The sequence below is a fragment of the Pseudomonas sp. PvP001 genome (assembly GCF_040546375.1).
Lineage (GTDB): Bacteria > Pseudomonadota > Gammaproteobacteria > Pseudomonadales > Pseudomonadaceae > Aquipseudomonas > Aquipseudomonas coleopterorum.
This window is the reverse complement of sequence record NZ_JBEPNQ010000001.1, coordinates 692,141-709,419: the sequence shown is the minus strand read 5'-3', so window position 1 is coordinate 709,419 and position 17,279 is coordinate 692,141. Positions and strand designations below refer to the sequence as shown.

Here is a 17,279-nt window from a genome sequence, read left to right as displayed (position 1 = left end):
GATGGGCACAGTGCAAAACGATTCGTTACCGCGAATTCTTTGCGCCAGCTCAAGGCCGTTCATGCCTGGCATCATGAAGTCGGTAATGACCAGCGCGGGACGCTCGCGATCGAGGATCTCCAATGCACGCTTGCCATTGCCAGCCGTCACGGCCATGTAGCCTTCGTCTTCAAGAGCGTAACCAAGGATGTCGGCGATGAGATACTCATCGTCGACGATCAGGATAGTGGCCATGTCAGTTCGACCCCGGCAACATCACGGATTCGATATCGTGGAGGCGCTACCTGATAACACTGCCTCTGCATTTTTGAACGCCTTTCTCAGGTCGATTCCATGACCATGGATGACCAGCTCCAATAGCGACGGATCATAAAAACTGTCTCTGACCTTAAGAATGGAAATCAACCGTTTTAGTTCAGACTCATGTTCGACAAATCGCGTCAGCAGGATGTTGTCGACGATGCTGGAAAGATCGGGAGCCGGCGAGGTGATCTCCGGGCCGAACAGGCCGCGGATTTCCCAGGTGGCGAATACGGTCACACCACGGGCGCGCAGCTCGCTCATCAGTGTGCTGAAGAACTCGGTCAGGCGCACGGTACTGGTCGCGGTGCGAGCCATCCCGCCCAGGCTGTCGATCAGCACGCGCTTGATGCCGTGAATCTCGACCTGATGCAGCAGGCGCGCGCCCAACCCGTCGAGCAGGCCTTCGGTGGTCGGCTGCCAGCACACGTGCAGGGCGCCGCTGGCCTGCAGGGCCTCGAAGTCGTGGCCCAGTGACCGCGCCTTCACTTGCAGGCGGCGCTCGGATTCGTACATGCCGAACAACAGTCCGGGTTCCTCAGGGGTCGACGCCGCCAGGAAGTTGATGCCCAGGCTGGTCTTGCCGATACCCGAGGGGCCCATGACCAGGGTCACCGAGGAACGCGGCAGCCCGCCACCGATCAGGTTGTCCAGGTCAGGAATACCGCTGGGTACCCGGCTCAGATCGGTGAGGTCAGGGCAGGAAGGGCGGCTGTAGAGGCTTTCCAGGCGCGGATAGACCACCAGCCCGTCGTCGGTGATCTCGCACTCGTGCAGGCCGGACAGCGCGCCACTGCCGCGGGTCTTGCGCAACTGGATGCGGCGCACCGAACGGGTGTTGAACAGTTCTTCACCCAGCTCGATGACGCCATCGACCATGGTGTGTTCGGGGCTGCCGTCGTCCAAGCGCGAACTGGTCAGGAACAGCACGGTGCACCCGGCGAACGCCGCATGGCCTTGCAACTCGGAGATGAATTTCTTGGTGTCGATCTGCGAATCGGCCTTGGAGCGGGCGTTCAGCACACCGTCGACGATCAGGATGGTTGCTTTCTGGCGACTGATTTCGCGGCGCAGCAGCTTGACCACTTCATCCAGGCCTTCGTTTTCCAGCGTGTCGAAAGCGCTGACGAACTGGATTTCATTGCCGATCTTCGAAGCGTCGAAAAAGCTCAGGGTGGACAGGTATTGGAACAGGCGCTCATGGGACTCGGCGAGCAGTGTGGCAACCAGCACGCGGCCGCCCTGACGCACGTGATTGAAGCCCAACTGATTGGCCAGGATCGTCTTGCCTGAGCCGGGACGGCCTTGCACGATGTAGGACGCACCGGCCACCAACCCACCCTTGAGCAACAAATCGAGCCCTTCAATCCCGCTAGCGAGGCGCTTTAGCTGTTCCAATATCCGATCTGCCTGTATGGGTTATGCGCGATCGGTCCCGTCTGGATGACAAGGACCGATCCTTCAAATGCTGGGGATTCTATACCTTTTTGACCGGGCCGGTGCATCCGAACCCATAGACGCGGCTTGCGCCGCTGCTACAGGGATCGCGTAACCCTGTAGCAGCGGCGCAAGCCGCGTCCGGCAACATCGCAAACCTCCAGGCACACCGCACATACCTTTGACGCGGCTCGCGCCGCTGCTACAGGGATCGTCCCAGCCTTGGCATAGTGCATTCACCATTAAGCCAGCTTTCGCCGCCGTTCATAGTGCTCCAGCAGCGGCTGGGTGCTGATGCCGTGCACCAGAATGCTCAACGCCACCACCGACAGTGTCAGGCTGATGCAGACCTGCTCGACCGACTCGGGCAGTTCGTGGGCGAGGGCATAGCATAGGTAATAGATCGACCCGATCCCGCGGATGCCGAACCAGCCCAGCAACGCGCGCTGATGCCCGTCGAGCAACCGCCGGCTCACCAGCAGCCACACACTCAATGGCCGAATCACGCAGAACAGCGCGGCCGCCAGGCCCACCGCTCGCCAATCCCAATAGGCGGACAAGGTCGCCCCCAGAATGGTGATCAGCAGTACCTCCATGGACCGTTCCACCAGATTGCCGAACACCAGGATGTCGCCCATCATCACCCCTGCGGCCAGTTGCCCGTCTTCCAGATCGTTGGGGTGGGTGACGGTCCCTTCTTCGGGAGCCATGTTACGGTGCCCGCTGATCGGCTTGGCCAGGTGCTCCGAAGGCACCTCGGAGTTCGACGTGCGTACCTCTGCCTGCCGCAGCCCCAGCCCTGCGGCGAACACCGCGAGAAAGCCGAAAGCGCCCACCGAAGCGGCCGCGAAGTACGACAGGGCGATCAAGGCCAGCGCCAGAAAATCGTTGGGCGAGTTGGTGCTGTCGGCGTGGCGCACGCGCAGGTAGATCATCAAGTGACCGATCGCCCGGCCCATCCCGTAACCGATCAGCAATCCGACCGGCACGCCCCACACCAGATTTTCCAGGGCCCACTGGCCCAGCCAGTGGCTGTCGAGGCTGCCATGATGCAGCATCAGCAAGCTCAGGATCACAAAAGGAAAGGCCGTGCCGTCGTTGAGCCCGGCCTCGCCCGACAGCCCGAAGCGCACGCGGTCGAAATCCTGCGCGCTGTTCACCTGGACCATGGACGCCAGCACTGGATCGGTCGGCGCCAGCATCGCCCCGAGTAGCATGCTCACCCCCCACGACAAGCCCAGGGCATAGTGCGCCACCAGGCAGACGCCCAGGATCGAAACGATCATCACCGGGCCCGACAGCATATAAGCTGCGCGCCAGGCACTGCGGCCCAATCCGAGTCGCAGTTTGATGCCGGTGCTGAACAGCGAAAACAACACCGCCGCCTCCGCCAGGCGTTCGAGCCAGGAGGCGGTGTCCTTGAAATCGGTGGTGAACAGGCCCAGCCCCATGGGACCGATGGCCACGCCGAACGCCAGGCACACCGCAGAGGTGGTCACTGGCAACCAGCGCAGGTAGGACGCTGTCAGCGCCAGCATCAACAGCAGGACGCCCAGAACGGCCATCCACAAGATAAAGCTCATCCGGCCTCTTCGGGCTCGCACCCCTGAAATGGCTACAAAATGTAACCGATTCAGCTGTGACTGCTGGCGCGGCCATTAGTTGAGCGGCATAACGTCGCGGGCGGATACCGTTTCTCCTGTCACCACGACCTCCTTGTAGGAGCGGTCGTTGGCCGCGAATGATTCACCGCGGTACATCTCCTATACCGCGCCATGGCTTTCGCGGCCGATGACCGCTCCTACGTGATGAATCGTGGTTCCCGGCTAATTGACAAATCCCTGATCGCTGACCATAGTTCCGTTTACGCAAACGTTTGCGGCCCACCCGCGAACCGTTGCTCGAAAACAATCATAAGATCGGAGTAACCCCATGAAGCTGCCCTTTGCTGGACGCCTGCTCGCTGTCTCCCTGATGGCTGCCATCGGCGCCATAGCCCCACTGCAATCCTCCTTCGCCGACACCCAGAAACCCAAGGTCGCGCTGGTCATGAAGTCCCTGGCCAACGAATTCTTCCTGACCATGGAAGACGGCGCCAAGAGCTACCAGAAAGAACACTCCGCCGATTTCGATCTGGTGTCCAACGGCATCAAGGACGAGTCCGACACCGCCAATCAGATTCGCATCGTCGAGCAGATGATCGTGGCCAAGGTCGATGCGCTGGTCATCGCCCCGGCAGACTCCAAGGCCCTGGTGCCGATCATCAAGAAGGCCATGGATGCCGGCATCAAGGTCGTCAACATCGACAACCAGCTGGATGCCGGCGTGCTGAAAAGCAAAGGCATCCAGGTGCCGTTCGTGGGTCCCGACAACCGCAAGGGCGCCAAGCTGGTCGGCGACTACCTGGCCAAGCAACTCACTGCCGGTGACCAGGTCGGCATCATCGAAGGCGTACCGACCACCACCAACGCACAGATGCGCACGGCCGGTTTCAAGGACGCCATGGAAGCGGCGCAGATGAAGATCGTCTCCGTGCAGTCGGGCAACTGGGAAATCGACAAGGGCAATGCCGTCGCTTCCGCCATGCTCAATGAATACCCCGACCTCAAGGCCCTGCTGGCCGGCAACGACAGCATGGCGCTCGGTGCGGTCTCCGCGGTGCGTGCCGCAGGCAAGGCGGGCAAGGTCCAGGTGGTGGGCTACGACAACATCAATGCCATCAAGCCAATGCTCAAGGACGGTCGCGTACTGGCCACGGCCGACCAGTTCGCCGCCCGCCAGGCAGTGTTCGGCATTCAGAGTGCGCTGGGCATGATCAAGGGCGACAAGCTGGACGTCGACGCCAATGGCGTGATCCAGACCCCGGTCGAGCTCGTCACCAAGCCCTGATGCAGAGCGTCTCGCGGCAGGCCTGGGCATTGCCTCGGCCTGCTGTCGGCAGGCGCGTCTGGAGAACCCTATGACATCCAATGTTGTACTGTCGGTCAGTGGCATCGGCAAGACCTATGCCCAGCCCGTGCTGTGGGACATCGACCTTGAACTGCACCGCGGCGAAGTGCTGGCCCTGACCGGCGAGAACGGCGCGGGCAAGAGCACCCTGTCGAAGATAATCGGTGGCCTGGAAGCGCCGACCACCGGCCAGATGCAGTTCCAGGGCCAGGCCTGGCTGCCCGGCAGCCGTACCGCCGCCGAGCGTGGCGGGGTGCGCATGGTCATGCAGGAACTCAACCTGTTGCCGACGCTGACCGTGGCGGAAAACCTGTTTCTTCACGATCTGCCCAGCCGCGGTGGCTGGATCGATCGTCGGCGCCTGCGTGAGCAGGCCCGCCAGGCCATGGCCCAGGTGGGCCTCGACGCCATCGACCCGGACACCCTGGTGAGCGACCTGGGCATCGGTCATCAGCAAATGGTCGAGATCGCCCGCAACCTGATCGGCGACTGCCGGGTGCTGGTCCTCGACGAACCTACCGCGATGCTCACCGCGCGCGAGGTCGACATGCTGTTCGCGCAGATCCTGCGCCTGCGCGAGCGCGGCGTGTCGATCATCTACATTTCCCATCGCCTCGAAGAACTGGCCCAGGTCGCGCAACGCATCGCCGTGCTGCGCGACGGGCGCCTGGTGTGTGTCGAGCCGATGGCGCGCTACGACAGCGAGCAACTGGTCAACCTCATGGTCGGCCGTGAACTGGGCGAACGCATCGACCTGGGTGAGCGTCGCATCGGCGCGCCCATGTTCCAGGTGCAAGGCATGAGCCGCGGCGACAAGGTCAAGGACGTGTCCTTCGAGGTGCGTCAGGGCGAGATCTTCGGCATTTCCGGATTGATCGGGGCAGGGCGCACCGAACTGCTGCGGCTGATCTTCGGCGCCGACGCCAGCGATGCCGGTACCGTTGCGATCGGCCAGCCACCCAGGCCGGTCACCATCCGCAGTCCCGCCGATGCCGTGGCCCATGGCATCGCCTTGATCACCGAAGACCGCAAGGGCGAAGGCCTGCTGCTGTCGCAATCGATCAGCGCCAATATCGCCCTGGGCAACATGCCGGCGATTTCCGCCGCAGGTGTCGTCGACAACCAGGCCGAACGGGCCTTGGCCCAGCGCCAGATCGAGGCCATGCGCATCCGCAGCTCCAGCCCGGCACAAACCGTGGCCGAGCTCTCGGGCGGCAACCAGCAGAAGGTGGTGATCGGCCGCTGGCTGGAGCGCGACTGCAACGTGCTGCTGTTCGACGAGCCGACTCGTGGCATCGACGTCGGCGCCAAGTTCGACATCTATGCCCTGCTGGGCGAACTGACCCGTCAGGGCAAGGCGCTGGTCGTGGTCTCCAGCGACCTGCGCGAGCTGATGCTGATCTGCGACCGCATCGCGGTGCTCTCGGCCGGCCGTCTGATCGACACTTTCGAGCGCGAACACTGGAGCCAGGATGAACTGCTGGCCGCCGCGTTCGCCGGTTATCAAAAACGCGATGCGCTGCTGGCCGAGCCTGCAGCAAGGATCCCTGCATGAAAACTTCAACACTGCCCAAAGCCACGCCTGGCGCCAAACCCAGCGGCACCTACCTGGGCCTGGGGACCTACCTTGGCCTGGCCGGCGCCTTGCTGGCCATGATCGTGCTGTTCTCCGTGCTCAGCAGTCACTTTCTTTCGTACAGCACCTTCAGCACCATCGCCAACCAGATCCCCGACCTGATGGTTCTGGCCGTCGGCATGACCTTCGTGCTGATCATCGGCGGCATCGACCTGTCGGTAGGCTCGGTGCTGGCACTGGCTGCTTCGGCAGTCAGTGTGGCGATCCTCGGCTGGGGCTGGAGTGTATTGCCCGCCGCGCTGTTGGGCATGGGCTGCGCGGCGCTCGCCGGCACCATCACCGGTTCGATCACTGTGGCCTGGCGCATCCCTTCGTTTATCGTCTCCCTGGGCGTGCTGGAAATGGCCCGCGGGGTGGCCTACCAGATGACCGATTCGCGCACCGCCTACATCGGTGACGCCTTCGCCTGGCTGTCCGACCCTGTGGCCTTCGGCATCGCGCCTTCGTTCCTGATCGCGCTGGGGGTGATCGTCATCGCCCACCTGACCCTGACCCGCACGGTCTTCGGCCGCTACCTGATCGGCATCGGCACCAACGAAGAAGCTGTGCGCCTGGCGGGGATCAATCCCAAGCCCTACAAGGTGCTGGTCTTCTCCCTGATGGGTCTGCTGGCGGGCGTGGCGGCGCTGTTCCAGATTTCCCGCCTCGAGGCGGCCGATCCCAACGCCGGGGCCGGTCTGGAACTGCAGGTGATCGCTGCAGTGGTCATTGGTGGGACCAGCCTGATGGGTGGGCGCGGCTCGGTGATCAGCACCTTCTTCGGCGTGCTGATCATTTCCGTGCTCGCTGCCGGTCTGGCGCAGATCGGTGCCAGCGAACCGACCAAGCGCATCATCACCGGTGCCGTGATCGTCATCGCCGTGGTCCTGGACACCTACCGCAGTCAACGCGCGCGCAAGCGGAGCTAGCATGGCGACCATCAAGGATGTGGCGGCGCGGGCGGGGATTTCCTACACCACGGTTTCCCATGTGGTGAACAACAGCCGCCCGGTAAGCGAGCACGTGCGGCGCAAGGTCGAGTCGGCGATCGCCGAACTCAACTATGTACCCAGCGCCGTGGCCCGCTCGTTGAAGGCGCGCAGCACGGCGACCATCGGCTTGTTGGTGCCCAACAGCGTCAACCCCTATTTTGCCGAACTGGCGCGGGGTATCGAGGACTGCTGCGAGCGCAATGGCTACTGCGTGATCCTGTGCAACTCCGACGACGATCCGCAGAAGCAGCGCAACTACCTGCGTGTGTTGCTGGAAAAGCGCGTCGACGGCATCGTGTTCGCTTCGGTCGGTGGCGATGCCGCGCTGACCGATATGCTGGCGGCGGTGCGTACGCCCATGGTCATCGTCGACCGCGGCTTGCACGAGGTGACGGCCGATCTGGTGTGCATCGACCACGAGCAGGGCGGCTACCTGGCCACCCTGCACCTGCTGGAACTGGGCCATCGCGCCATTGCCTGCATCAGCGGGCCTGCGCATACCCATGTGGCGCAACTGCGGATGGACGGCTACCATCGCGCGCTCGCCGAGTACGGTATACAGCCCGCGAAAGGTCATGTCCTGCACAGCGACTTCACCAGCCCCGGCGGCTACCGGGCGGCGGTGCAATTGCTGGCGGGCGAGCGGCCCACGGCGATTTTCGCCGCCAACGACATGATCGGTCTGGGCGTACTGCGCGCAGCCGCCGAACAGGGAATCCGCGTGCCCGAGCAGCTGTCGGTCATCGGCTTCGACGACATCCAGCTCAGCCGCTACGTCTACCCGGCCCTGACCACCGTGGGCCAGCGTATCGGCGAGCTGGGCGAGAGCGCCGCCGAGCGGCTCCTGGCCCGGATCGCTGGCGCTGCCGGCACAGCCGCCACGCAACACATCATCGCGCCACAGATCGTGGTGCGCGAGTCCACGGCGCGATACGCCGGTCTTCCCCATGAATTGCGCTGAGAGTGGCACACGATGCAAGCGAACGTATTGGTAATAGGCAGTCTGAACATGGATCTGGTGGCACAGGCCGAACGTTTGCCGCGCGCGGGAGAAACGCTGCTGGGCCAGTCCTTCGCGACGGTTCCGGGCGGCAAGGGCGCCAATCAGGCAGTCGCGGCGGCGCGCCTGGGCGGCCAGGTGGCAATGATCGGCTGTGTGGGCGCCGACGCCTATGGCCACGCGCTGCGACAGGCGCTGGCCGATGAAGGTATCGACTGTCAGGGCGTGCGGGTGGCCGAGGACGTGGCGACCGGGATCGCCATGATCGTGGTCGATGCCAACAGCCAGAATGCGATCGTCATCGTGGCAGGTGGCAATGGCCAACTCGAATCCACCGACATCGAGCGCTTCGATGGTTTTCTGCAGGCCGCCGACGTGGTGGTATGCCAGCTGGAAATTCCCTACCCGGTGGTGGCTTTTGTCCTGCAACGCGCTCACGAGGCGGGAAAAACCGTCATTCTCAACCCCGCGCCGGTGACCGGCCCCTTGCCGTCGCAGTGGCTGGGCTGGATCGACTACCTGATCCCCAACGAAACCGAAGCGCAGGCCCTGACCGGGCTTGCGGTGAACTCGGTTGCCGAGGCGGAGCAGGCCGCCAGCCTTCTGCGCGAGGCCGGTGCAGGCAAGATCATCGTCACCCTGGGCGAGCGCGGCGTCCTGTTTGCCGATGGCGTGCAGTCCCGGCACTCTCCTGGCCGCAAGGTGCAGGCCGTGGATACCACGGCGGCGGGCGACACCTTCGTCGGTGGCTTTGCCGCGGCCCTGGCCCGCGGCCTGGACGAGTCCCAGGCCATTGCCTTCGGTCAGGCCGCTGCGGCGCTGTCGGTCACTCGCGCCGGTGCGCAGCCTTCCATTCCAACCCTGGCGCAGGTCGAGCAGGTGCTATCGTGAAAAAGACTGCATTGCTGAACATTTCCCTGTCACAGTTGGTCGCCTCTCTGGGCCATGGCGACATCGTCGTGATCGGCGATGCGGGCCTGCCGGTGCCACCTGGCGTGCCCTTGATCGACCTGGCCCTCACACCGGGCATCCCCAGCTTCGTCAGCACACTGGAGGTGCTGCTCAGCGAAATGCAGGTGGAAAGCCACGTGATCGCCGAAGAGATGCTCCAGGTACTGCCTCCGGCGTCGACCCGGATCCAGCAGTTGCACGATCAAGGCGCACTGGGCGTGCGCCAGATGGTCAGCCATGCGCGGTTCAAGGAGTTGTCGAAAAGCGCCCGCGCCATCGTGCGGACCGGCGAATGCCAGCCCTACAGCAACATTGCCCTGATGGCAGGCGTTACTTTCTAGATTCATCAATGAGCACAAGGAGTGTGATATGCAACGTTTTTTCCTGACCCTGATCCGAGGATTTTCGCTGATGGCCTTGCTGACCAGCGCCACCGCCATGGCGGCCGACAAGATCGATCTGATCATCGATACCGATCCGGGTGCCGATGACTTCGTCGCCTTGCTGCTGGCCCTGTCCTCACCTGAGCAGATCAACGTTCGCGCGCTCACTACCGTGGCCGGCAACGTGCGCCTGGACAAGACCTCGCGCAACGCCCGCCTGGCTCGTGAATGGGCAGGCCGCGAGGACGTACCGGTGTATGCCGGCGCGCCCAAGCCGCTGGTCCGCGAGCCCATCTATGCCGCCAATGTGCACGGCGAGGAGGGCGTGCCGGGTATCGTCGTCCAAGAGCCGGCCAAGGGCCTGGCCGAAGGCAGTGCGGTGCAATACCTGATCGACACCCTCAGCCATGCCGAACCTCACAGCATCACCCTGGCCATGCTTGGGCCACAGACCAACCTGGCGCTGGCGTTGATCCAGGCCCCTGGCATTACCCAGGGCATCAAGGAAGTGATCGTCATGGGCGGCGCCCACTTCAATGGCGGCAACATCACGCCAGCAGCGGAATTCAACCTGTTCGCCGACCCGCACGCCGCTCAGGTCGTGCTGGCGAGCGGGGTGAAGCTCACCTACGTGCCGCTCGACGTCACCCACAAGATCCTGACCAGTCCGGCACGTCTGCAGCAACTGGCCGCGTTGTCGAACAAGGCGGGTCCTCGGGTGGTGGATATCCTCCAGGCGTACGTCAAGGCCGATATGGAGCACTACGGATTGCCCGGCGGCCCGGTACACGATGCCAGCGTGATTGCCTACCTGTTGGCGCCGGAGCTGTTCAGCGGTCGCCAAGTCAACCTGACCATCGACAGCCGCGAAGGCCCTACCTTCGGTCAGACCGTGGCCGACTGGTACGGCACACTCAAACAGCCCACGAATGTATTCTGGGTAAACGACGGCAACGCGCAGGGGTTCTTCGATCTGCTGACGCAACGGCTGCAGCGTCTGCCTTGATCTGTCGAGCCCATGACGGGCTTCAGCGAGCTACGGTGTGGGTACGTTCTTGAGTGGATGGCCCACGCTGTTGACCGACGCTGTCGCGTGTTCGTGGGCATAGCGCTCGAACACCTGCATGACGAAGCTGCGCGCAGCCTCGGTGCCCAGTGCCTTGACCAGCACGTCGACCCCGATAATCGCCAGTTCTTCGGGCGTGCCGGGACTGAAAGAGCTCTGGCCCTGAGGCCACTGGACCTTGATGTCCGCCTTGATCGATACGTTTGCCATGTTGCTCTCGCCAACGGTCACAAGCGAACGACGTTCGCTCCACGTGATCCAGTAAAGCATTTTCGTCCACGCTTTACACCGGCCCTTGGGCAGATGGCCGGCCTCGTGCCAAACTTGGGGCCTATCTTCTGCATGGAGGCACATGTGCACATCGATCTCAAGCAGCCCGAATCGCTGACCCTCAAGGCAGTCCGCGCCCTGATCGCCTCGGGAAACCCGGCGGTTCATAACCAGCTACGCGTCACCCGCGACGGTATCGCTTTCCTTTCCACTCAGGCGATCGGTGGCATGGACGTGCAGGGACTGTGTTTCCGTCTCGAAACCTGGTCTGCCGGATCGGGCTACGTGGGTCCGGCTGCCGCCGAGGACGCCGAATGGATCCAGCAGATCCATACCGCGTTGCAGACTCACTGGCCTGTGCCTCGATCCGATTACATCGATCTGTACTGAATGCAATGTCACCACACATCCCGTGACGAATTCGCAGGCACTCGTTTACGGTGCCCTGGGGCAGACTGGCCCAGTGTGCAACCAATCCAGTTGCAGGCGGTCGCACAACCTTGACTATTCGAAAACCTACTGGAAAAAGAGGAGGCTGCATGCCTTTCCCGCGCAAGACCCTGTTGATCCTGATGGCCGCCCTGGCCGCCAGCGGCTGCTCTACCTCAGATAAGTCGACCCAGTCGTCTGCCGCTGCTGCACCCGCGTTCGACGGACGCTGCAACGCCGATGGCGCACGCTACACCGTCGGCAAGCCAGCTTCCGCCGACCTGCTCGAAGAGGCCAGGGTCAAGGCAGGCGCCCAGGTTGCCCGGATACTGCGTCCCCACGACATGGTCACCCTAGAGTACCGTTCCGACCGTCTTAATCTGAACGCCGACGACAGCGGTCAGATCACTCGCCTCAACTGCGGCTGAACGCGGCACGAATCGCAGGCGAAAAAAAACCCGTCACATGGACGGGTTTTTTCAGCTGCCGAGATTACTCTGGGCGAACTTGAGCAGCTTGCATGCCCTTTTGGCCTTTCTCAGCCACGAACGAAACGGTCTGGCCTTCTTTCAGGCTTTTGAAACCGTCGGATTCGATAGCTTTGAAGTGTACGAACAGGTCGTCACCGCCACCTTGAGGAGTGATGAAGCCGAAGCCTTTCTCATCGTTGAACCATTTTACGGTGCCGGACTGGCGATTAGACATGGTGAATCTCCAAGAAACATAATATTCAGTAGTGCTGTGCTGCTCAGGCCAACTGGGCACACGGTCCCTATCATAGTCCAAAAGCTGGACTGTGAACCCCCTTTGATTGGGGCAGGAAGCCAAGGTTGTCGCCTTTTGACCTGTCCGAAGCGGCTAAACCCCTTATTTTGTTAGGGTTTGCACCTGAAAATTCTTTTAAAAAAAACCGCATTCCGTCGCAAATAAATCGATCGTCTGCTGTTATCAGGCCTGAAGAACGCCCGAAGTGCTCTTCAGGTGGGCTGTCGAGGTTACTGGTTTTTGCAAACCAGCACTTCCTTCATCAACTTCTGGCGTAGCGCCATCGGTGGTTCGACCTGCTTGTTGGTCAACTGGTCGATCTCGGCTTGGGTGAATTTGTCCTCGATCACTTTTGCACCACAGCTGCAGTGTGCCTGTGCTTTGGCAGCATCGACGCCTTGCTGCACGGCTGCAGCCTGACATTGAGCGGTGTATTCGGCCTTGGCGTCGGCGGACAGCGCGGCAGCCTGGGCCGCGAATGGAAGCATCAGGGCCAGGCAGGCACTCAGGGGAAGAAGTCGTTTGAGACCCATAATGAATAGCTCCTTGTTTTCAGGCGGTTTGGACTCACCACATCTGAGGGGTGGAACGGGCCGCAAGTTCAGCCACCCGCTGAGTTGCCACATCGCACGCATGACGCACCAATTCGACGCACCTTGTGTGCTAGGATGTTCGGCCTTGCGCTCGGCACTGCCTTGTTCGGCAGCGCGAAGCGCGGGATTCACCTTTTTCGATTGCTCCAGTCACTCTGGTTCGTATTCCGGTCGGCCGCAAGGCTCCTGCCAACGTAAGGCGGGCATACCGGGCGAATCGCGTACTGGCTCATCCCAACCCATGTGACCTTTGGTAGGGGTCACCACTAGGAGAGGAGGCGCCATGCCCACCATCACTCTTCCCGACGGCAGTCAGCGTTCGTTCGATCACCCGGTTTCCGTTGCCGAGGTAGCCGCCTCCATCGGCGCCGGCCTGGCCAAGGCCACCGTGGCCGGCAAGGTCAATGGCCAGCTGGTCGACGCCTGTGACCTGATCACCGCCGACGCCACCTTGCAGATCATCACGCCCAAGGACGAAGAGGGGCTGGAAATCATCCGTCACTCCTGCGCCCACTTGGTCGGTCATGCCGTCAAGCAGCTGTATCCCACCGCGCGGATGGTGATCGGCCCGGTCATCGAAGAAGGCTTCTATTACGACATCGCTTACGAGCGGCCTTTCACACCGGACGACATGGCGGCGATCGAGCAGCGCATGCAGCAGTTGATCGACACCGAGTACGACGTGATCAAGAAAGTCACGCCGCGTGCCGAAGTCATCGACGTGTTCACCGCTCGCGGCGAAGACTACAAGCTGCGTCTGGTCGAAGACATGCCGGATGAACAGGCCATGGGCCTGTACTATCACGAAGAATACGTCGACATGTGCCGCGGTCCGCACGTGCCGAACACCCGTTTTCTCAAGTCCTTCAAGCTGACCAAACTGTCCGGTGCCTACTGGCGCGGCGATGCCAAGAACGAGCAGTTGCAGCGCGTGTACGGCACTGCCTGGGCGGACAAGAAGCAGCTGGCCGCCTACGTCAAGCGTATCGAGGAAGCCGAGAAGCGCGATCACCGCAAGATCGGCAAGCGCCTGGGCCTGTTCCATCTTCAGGAAGAAGCGCCGGGCATGGTCTTCTGGCACCCCAACGGCTGGACCGTCTACCAGGTGCTTGAACAGTACATGCGCAAGATCCAGCGCGAGAACGGCTACCTGGAAATCAAGACGCCGCAGGTGGTCGATCGCAGCCTGTGGGAGAAATCCGGGCACTGGGCCAACTACGCCGAGAACATGTTCACCACCGAGTCGGAAAATCGCGACTACGCCATCAAGCCGATGAACTGCCCCTGCCACGTGCAGGTGTTCAACCAGGGCCTGAAAAGCTACCGCGAGCTGCCGCTGCGCCTGGCCGAGTTCGGCGCCTGCCACCGCAACGAACCTTCCGGCGCGCTGCACGGCATCATGCGTGTGCGCGGCTTCGTTCAGGACGACGCGCACATCTTCTGTACCGAAGAGCAGATGCAGTCCGAATCGGCTGCTTTCATCAAGCTGACCATGGACGTCTATGCCGATTTCGGCTTCAAGGACATCCAGCTCAAGCTGTCCACGCGTCCCGAGAAGCGAGTCGGCTCCGACGAACTGTGGGATCGTGCCGAGTCGGCCCTGGCCGCAGCGCTTGATGCCGCTGGCCTGCCTTACGACCTGCAGCCGGGCGAGGGCGCCTTCTACGGTCCCAAGATCGAGTTTTCGCTGAAGGATTGTCTGGGTCGCGTCTGGCAATGCGGTACACTGCAGCTCGATTTCAACCTGCCGATCCGTCTGAGTGCCGAATACGTCACCGAAGACAACGGGCGCAAGCATCCCGTGATGCTGCACCGCGCGATCCTGGGTTCGTTCGAGCGATTCGTCGGTATCCTGATCGAGCACTACGAAGGCGCATTCCCGGCCTGGCTGGCGCCCGTGCAGGCCGTGGTGATGAATATCACTGATAAACAAGCGGATTTCGTGCAGCTCGTCGAAAAAAATCTGACGGAAAGCGGGTTTCGTGCCAAGTCCGACTTGAGAAATGAAAAGATCGGCTTTAAAATCCGTGAGCATACTTTGCTCAAGGTTCCTTATCTCCTGGTCATCGGGGACAAGGAAGTTGAAACGCAAACTGTCGCTGTGCGTACCCGTGAAGGTGCTGACCTGGGCTCCATGCCCATCGCCCAATTCACCGAGTACCTGGCACAAGCGGTATCCCGGCGTGGTCGCCCAGATTCGGAGTAATTATTATTAAGCGTGAAATGAGACAAGATAAACGAGCTGCACCGAAAGCCCCGATCAACGAGAATATCTCGGCACGCGAGGTTCGGTTAATTGGCGCTGACGGCGAGCAGATTGGCATCGTCTCTATCGATGAAGCGCTTCGTATCGCTGAAGAAGCGAAGCTGGACCTGGTGGAAATCTCCGCCGATGCCATCCCGCCCGTATGCCGGGTGATGGACTACGGCAAATCGATCTTCGAGAAGAAGAAGCAGGTTGCCGCGGCGAAGAAGAACCAGAAACAGGTTCAGGTAAAAGAAATCAAGTTTCGTCCAGGGACGGAAGAAGGGGATTACCAGGTAAAACTCCGCAACCTGGTACGTTTCCTGAGTGATGGGGACAGGGCCAAGGTATCCTTGCGATTCCGCGGCCGTGAGATGGCGCATCAGGAGCTGGGCATGGAGCTGTTGAAGCGGGTCGAAGGTGACCTGCTCGAATACGGCTCCGTTGAACAGCATCCGAAGATGGAAGGACGCCAGCTGATCATGGTCATCGCCCCCAAGAAAAAGAAGTAACCACCAGGGCACGGCAGGCCTTGCGGTTATGTTTATCAATTGAATGTGGAGTACCCGAACATGCCAAAGATGAAAACCAAGAGTGGTGCAGCGAAGCGGTTTTTGAAAACCGCCAACGGCATCAAGCACAAGCACGCTTTCAAGAGCCACATCCTGACCAAAATGTCGACCAAGCGTAAGCGTCAATTGCGCGGTAGCAGCTTGCTGCACCCGTCTGACGTGGCAAAAGTCGAGCGCATGCTGCGCCTTCGTTAATTTCGGTCAAAGATAGAGGACTAACTCATGGCTCGTGTTAAGCGTGGCGTCATTGCCCGTAAGCGTCACAAGAAAATTCTGAAACTGGCTAAAGGCTACTACGGCGCTCGTTCGCGCGTATTCCGTGTTGCCAAGCAAGCGGTCATCAAGGCAGGCCAATACGCCTACCGCGACCGTCGTCAGAAAAAACGTCAGTTCCGCGCCCTGTGGATCGCTCGTATCAATGCTGGTGCTCGTGTCAACGGTCTGTCCTACAGCCGTTTCATTGCCGGCCTGAAAAAAGCGTCCATCGAGATCGACCGCAAGGTTCTGGCTGATCTGGCAGTGAACGAAAAAGCGGCGTTTGCTGCGATTGTCGAGAAAGCTAAAGCCTCGCTGGCCTAAGTACCCCGACAATCACCTTGGCCCGCCGTCGGCGGGTCGGGGTGTTAAACGTCATGAATAGGGGAAGAGCCTTCAAGCTCTTCCCCTATTTCGTATCTGGAGTCTGTACATGGAAAACCTGGATGCGCTGGTCTCTCAAGCTTTGGAGGCCGTGCAACACGCTGAAGACATCAATGCCCTGGAGCAGATCCGGGTTCAATTCCTTGGCAAGAAAGGCGAACTGACTCAGGTGATGAAGACCCTGGGCAACCTGCCTGCCGATGAGCGTCCTAAAGTGGGTGCGCTGATCAACGAAGCCAAGGAGCGTGTCACAGATGTCCTCAATGCGCGCAAGGCGGCTTTCGAAGAAGCCGAGCTGAGCGCCAAGCTCGCTGCCGAGCAGATCGACGTGACCTTGCCTGGCCGTGGCCAGACAACTGGCGGCCTGCATCCGGTCACCCGGACGCTGGAGCGGATCGAGCAGTTTTTCACCCATATCGGCTACGGCATTGCCGAAGGTCCCGAGGTGGAAGACGACTATCACAACTTCGAAGCGCTCAACATCCCAGGCCATCACCCGGCCCGTGCGATGCATGACACCTTCTATTTCAATGCCAACATGTTGCTGCGTACCCACACCTCTCCGGTGCAGGCGCGGACCATGGAGTCGCAACAGCCGCCGATTCGGGTCGTCTGCCCGGGCCGGGTCTATCGTTGCGACTCGGATATCACCCACTCGCCGATGTTCCATCAGGTCGAGGGGTTGCTGATCGACCGCGACATCAACTTCGCGGACTTGAAAGGCACCATCGAGGAATTCCTGCGGGTGTTCTTCGAAAAAGAGCTGGCGGTTCGTTTCCGTCCCTCGTTCTTCCCCTTCACCGAACCTTCGGCTGAAGTCGATATTCAATGCGTGATGTGCAGCGGCAAGGGCTGCCGGGTCTGCAAGCAGACCGGTTGGCTGGAAGTGCTGGGCTGCGGCATGGTGCACCCCAACGTGCTGCGCATGTCGGGTATCGACCCCGAAGAGTTCCAGGGTTTTGCTTTCGGCATGGGTGCGGAGCGTCTCGCCATGCTGCGTTACGGCGTCAATGATTTGCGCCTGTTCTTCGACAACGACTTGCGGTTCCTCGCGCAATTTCGCTAGCCGTAAC

General features: G+C 61.4%; 19 protein-coding genes and 1 pseudogene. 14 read left to right on the top strand and 6 right to left on the bottom strand.

Annotated elements, in window-relative coordinates; translation table 11 throughout:
• Positions 1–39 precede the first annotated feature (39 nt).
• The 3 genes and pseudogenes from ABMD26_RS22110 to ABMD26_RS03215 all read right to left on the bottom strand — a co-directional run.
• Positions 40–234: pseudogene (locus ABMD26_RS22110) on the bottom strand (response regulator transcription factor); the annotation flags it as partial.
• Between the two features lie 21 nt (positions 235–255).
• Entirely contained in the window at positions 256–1,701 is a 1,446-nt protein-coding gene (locus ABMD26_RS03220) for an ATPase domain-containing protein (RefSeq protein ID WP_167649270.1), read from the bottom strand.
• 278 nt (positions 1,702–1,979) lie between these two features.
• A complete protein-coding gene (locus tag ABMD26_RS03215) occupies positions 1,980–3,320 on the bottom strand; it encodes a cation:proton antiporter (protein ID WP_354307802.1) in 1,341 nt (446 codons plus the stop codon).
• Between the two features lie 349 nt (positions 3,321–3,669).
• On the opposite strand from ABMD26_RS03215, the gene ABMD26_RS03210 reads away from it, so the two are divergent.
• From ABMD26_RS03210 to ABMD26_RS03180, 7 genes are all read left to right on the top strand, one after another.
• The gene (locus ABMD26_RS03210; protein WP_354307801.1) at positions 3,670–4,626 is read left to right on the top strand and encodes a sugar ABC transporter substrate-binding protein; all 957 of its coding nucleotides are present in this window, start codon (positions 3,670–3,672) and stop codon (positions 4,624–4,626) included.
• Between the two features lie 70 nt (positions 4,627–4,696).
• Entirely contained in the window at positions 4,697–6,241 is a 1,545-nt protein-coding gene (locus ABMD26_RS03205; RefSeq protein WP_134721352.1) for a sugar ABC transporter ATP-binding protein, read from the top strand.
• Positions 6,238–7,230: an ABC transporter permease gene (locus ABMD26_RS03200; protein ID WP_056843052.1), complete on the top strand. Its 993-nt coding sequence runs from the start codon at positions 6,238–6,240 to the stop codon at positions 7,228–7,230. The genes ABMD26_RS03205 and ABMD26_RS03200 overlap by 4 nt, the downstream gene beginning before the upstream one ends.
• 1 nt (position 7,231) lies before the next feature.
• Positions 7,232–8,254 (top strand): LacI family DNA-binding transcriptional regulator, encoded by a 1,023-nt coding sequence (locus ABMD26_RS03195; protein WP_354307797.1) that lies wholly within the window; start codon positions 7,232–7,234, stop codon positions 8,252–8,254.
• Between the two features lie 12 nt (positions 8,255–8,266).
• On the top strand, positions 8,267–9,184 hold the full coding sequence (rbsK, locus tag ABMD26_RS03190) for a ribokinase (protein WP_354307794.1): 918 nt from the start codon (positions 8,267–8,269) through the stop codon (positions 9,182–9,184).
• A complete protein-coding gene (rbsD, locus tag ABMD26_RS03185; protein WP_122741869.1) occupies positions 9,181–9,585 on the top strand; it encodes a D-ribose pyranase in 405 nt (134 codons plus the stop codon). Before rbsK ends, rbsD begins: the two co-directional genes overlap by 4 nt.
• Positions 9,586–9,613: 28 nt before the next feature.
• Positions 9,614–10,633, top strand: coding sequence for a nucleoside hydrolase (locus ABMD26_RS03180; protein WP_056843048.1), 1,020 nt, complete (start codon positions 9,614–9,616; stop codon positions 10,631–10,633).
• 30 nt (positions 10,634–10,663) lie between these two features.
• Here ABMD26_RS03180 and ABMD26_RS03175 read toward each other — a convergent pair whose 3' ends face one another.
• The gene (locus tag ABMD26_RS03175; protein WP_122742370.1) at positions 10,664–10,903 is read right to left on the bottom strand and encodes a hypothetical protein; all 240 of its coding nucleotides are present in this window, start codon (positions 10,901–10,903) and stop codon (positions 10,664–10,666) included.
• A gap of 144 nt (positions 10,904–11,047) precedes the next feature.
• Here ABMD26_RS03175 and ABMD26_RS03170 point away from each other — a divergent pair, with 144 nt between their 5' ends.
• Positions 11,048–11,353: a hypothetical protein gene (locus ABMD26_RS03170; RefSeq protein ID WP_192065844.1), complete on the top strand. Its 306-nt coding sequence runs from the start codon at positions 11,048–11,050 to the stop codon at positions 11,351–11,353.
• Between the two features lie 149 nt (positions 11,354–11,502).
• Positions 11,503–11,820, top strand: coding sequence for an I78 family peptidase inhibitor (locus tag ABMD26_RS03165; protein WP_354307781.1), 318 nt, complete (start codon positions 11,503–11,505; stop codon positions 11,818–11,820).
• A gap of 64 nt (positions 11,821–11,884) precedes the next feature.
• Here the strand turns inward: ABMD26_RS03165 and ABMD26_RS03160 are convergent, their stop codons facing one another.
• Positions 11,885–12,097 (bottom strand): cold-shock protein, encoded by a 213-nt coding sequence (locus ABMD26_RS03160; protein WP_032631434.1) that lies wholly within the window; start codon positions 12,095–12,097, stop codon positions 11,885–11,887.
• A 290-nt stretch (positions 12,098–12,387) separates the two neighbouring features.
• A complete protein-coding gene (locus ABMD26_RS03155; RefSeq protein WP_354307776.1) occupies positions 12,388–12,882 on the bottom strand; it encodes a hypothetical protein in 495 nt (164 codons plus the stop codon).
• A gap of 151 nt (positions 12,883–13,033) precedes the next feature.
• Between ABMD26_RS03155 and thrS the strand changes: the two genes are divergently transcribed.
• From thrS to pheS, 5 genes are all read left to right on the top strand, one after another.
• A complete protein-coding gene (gene thrS / locus ABMD26_RS03150) occupies positions 13,034–14,956 on the top strand; it encodes a threonine--tRNA ligase (protein WP_049859166.1) in 1,923 nt (640 codons plus the stop codon).
• A complete protein-coding gene (gene infC / locus ABMD26_RS03145; RefSeq protein ID WP_177327948.1) occupies positions 14,956–15,507 on the top strand; it encodes a translation initiation factor IF-3 in 552 nt (183 codons plus the stop codon). The genes thrS and infC overlap by 1 nt, the downstream gene beginning before the upstream one ends.
• A 60-nt stretch (positions 15,508–15,567) precedes the next feature.
• Positions 15,568–15,762 carry a 50S ribosomal protein L35 gene (gene rpmI, locus ABMD26_RS03140; RefSeq protein ID WP_002553160.1) on the top strand — a complete coding sequence of 65 codons (195 nt, stop codon included), beginning with the start codon at positions 15,568–15,570 and terminating at the stop codon, positions 15,760–15,762.
• 27 nt (positions 15,763–15,789) lie between these two features.
• On the top strand, positions 15,790–16,146 hold the full coding sequence (rplT, locus tag ABMD26_RS03135; RefSeq protein ID WP_043188388.1) for a 50S ribosomal protein L20: 357 nt from the start codon (positions 15,790–15,792) through the stop codon (positions 16,144–16,146).
• A 109-nt stretch (positions 16,147–16,255) separates the two neighbouring features.
• Entirely contained in the window at positions 16,256–17,272 is a 1,017-nt protein-coding gene (pheS, locus tag ABMD26_RS03130) for a phenylalanine--tRNA ligase subunit alpha (RefSeq protein ID WP_043188391.1), read from the top strand.
• Positions 17,273–17,279 lie beyond the last annotated feature (7 nt).

What these genes read in the sequence shown, in the direction of transcription:
- thrS (WP_049859166.1), top strand. Translation starts at nt 13,034, where the DNA reads ATGCCCACCATCACTCTTCCCGACGGCAGTCAGCGTTCGTTCGATCAC.
- ABMD26_RS03180 (WP_056843048.1), top strand. Translation starts at nt 9,614, where the DNA reads ATGCAACGTTTTTTCCTGACCCTGATCCGAGGATTTTCGCTGATGGCC.
- ABMD26_RS03200 (WP_056843052.1), top strand. Translation starts at nt 6,238, where the DNA reads ATGAAAACTTCAACACTGCCCAAAGCCACGCCTGGCGCCAAACCCAGC.
- ABMD26_RS03165 (WP_354307781.1), top strand. Translation starts at nt 11,503, where the DNA reads ATGCCTTTCCCGCGCAAGACCCTGTTGATCCTGATGGCCGCCCTGGCC.
- ABMD26_RS03210 (WP_354307801.1), top strand. Translation starts at nt 3,670, where the DNA reads ATGAAGCTGCCCTTTGCTGGACGCCTGCTCGCTGTCTCCCTGATGGCT.
- pheS (WP_043188391.1), top strand. Translation starts at nt 16,256, where the DNA reads ATGGAAAACCTGGATGCGCTGGTCTCTCAAGCTTTGGAGGCCGTGCAA.
- ABMD26_RS03215 (WP_354307802.1), bottom strand. Translation starts at nt 3,320, where the DNA reads ATGAGCTTTATCTTGTGGATGGCCGTTCTGGGCGTCCTGCTGTTGATG.
- rbsK (WP_354307794.1), top strand. Translation starts at nt 8,267, where the DNA reads ATGCAAGCGAACGTATTGGTAATAGGCAGTCTGAACATGGATCTGGTG.
- ABMD26_RS03160 (WP_032631434.1), bottom strand. Translation starts at nt 12,097, where the DNA reads ATGTCTAATCGCCAGTCCGGCACCGTAAAATGGTTCAACGATGAGAAA.
- rplT (WP_043188388.1), top strand. Translation starts at nt 15,790, where the DNA reads ATGGCTCGTGTTAAGCGTGGCGTCATTGCCCGTAAGCGTCACAAGAAA.
- ABMD26_RS03175 (WP_122742370.1), bottom strand. Translation starts at nt 10,903, where the DNA reads ATGGCAAACGTATCGATCAAGGCGGACATCAAGGTCCAGTGGCCTCAG.
- ABMD26_RS03205 (WP_134721352.1), top strand. Translation starts at nt 4,697, where the DNA reads ATGACATCCAATGTTGTACTGTCGGTCAGTGGCATCGGCAAGACCTAT.
- ABMD26_RS03195 (WP_354307797.1), top strand. Translation starts at nt 7,232, where the DNA reads ATGGCGACCATCAAGGATGTGGCGGCGCGGGCGGGGATTTCCTACACC.
- rpmI (WP_002553160.1), top strand. Translation starts at nt 15,568, where the DNA reads ATGCCAAAGATGAAAACCAAGAGTGGTGCAGCGAAGCGGTTTTTGAAA.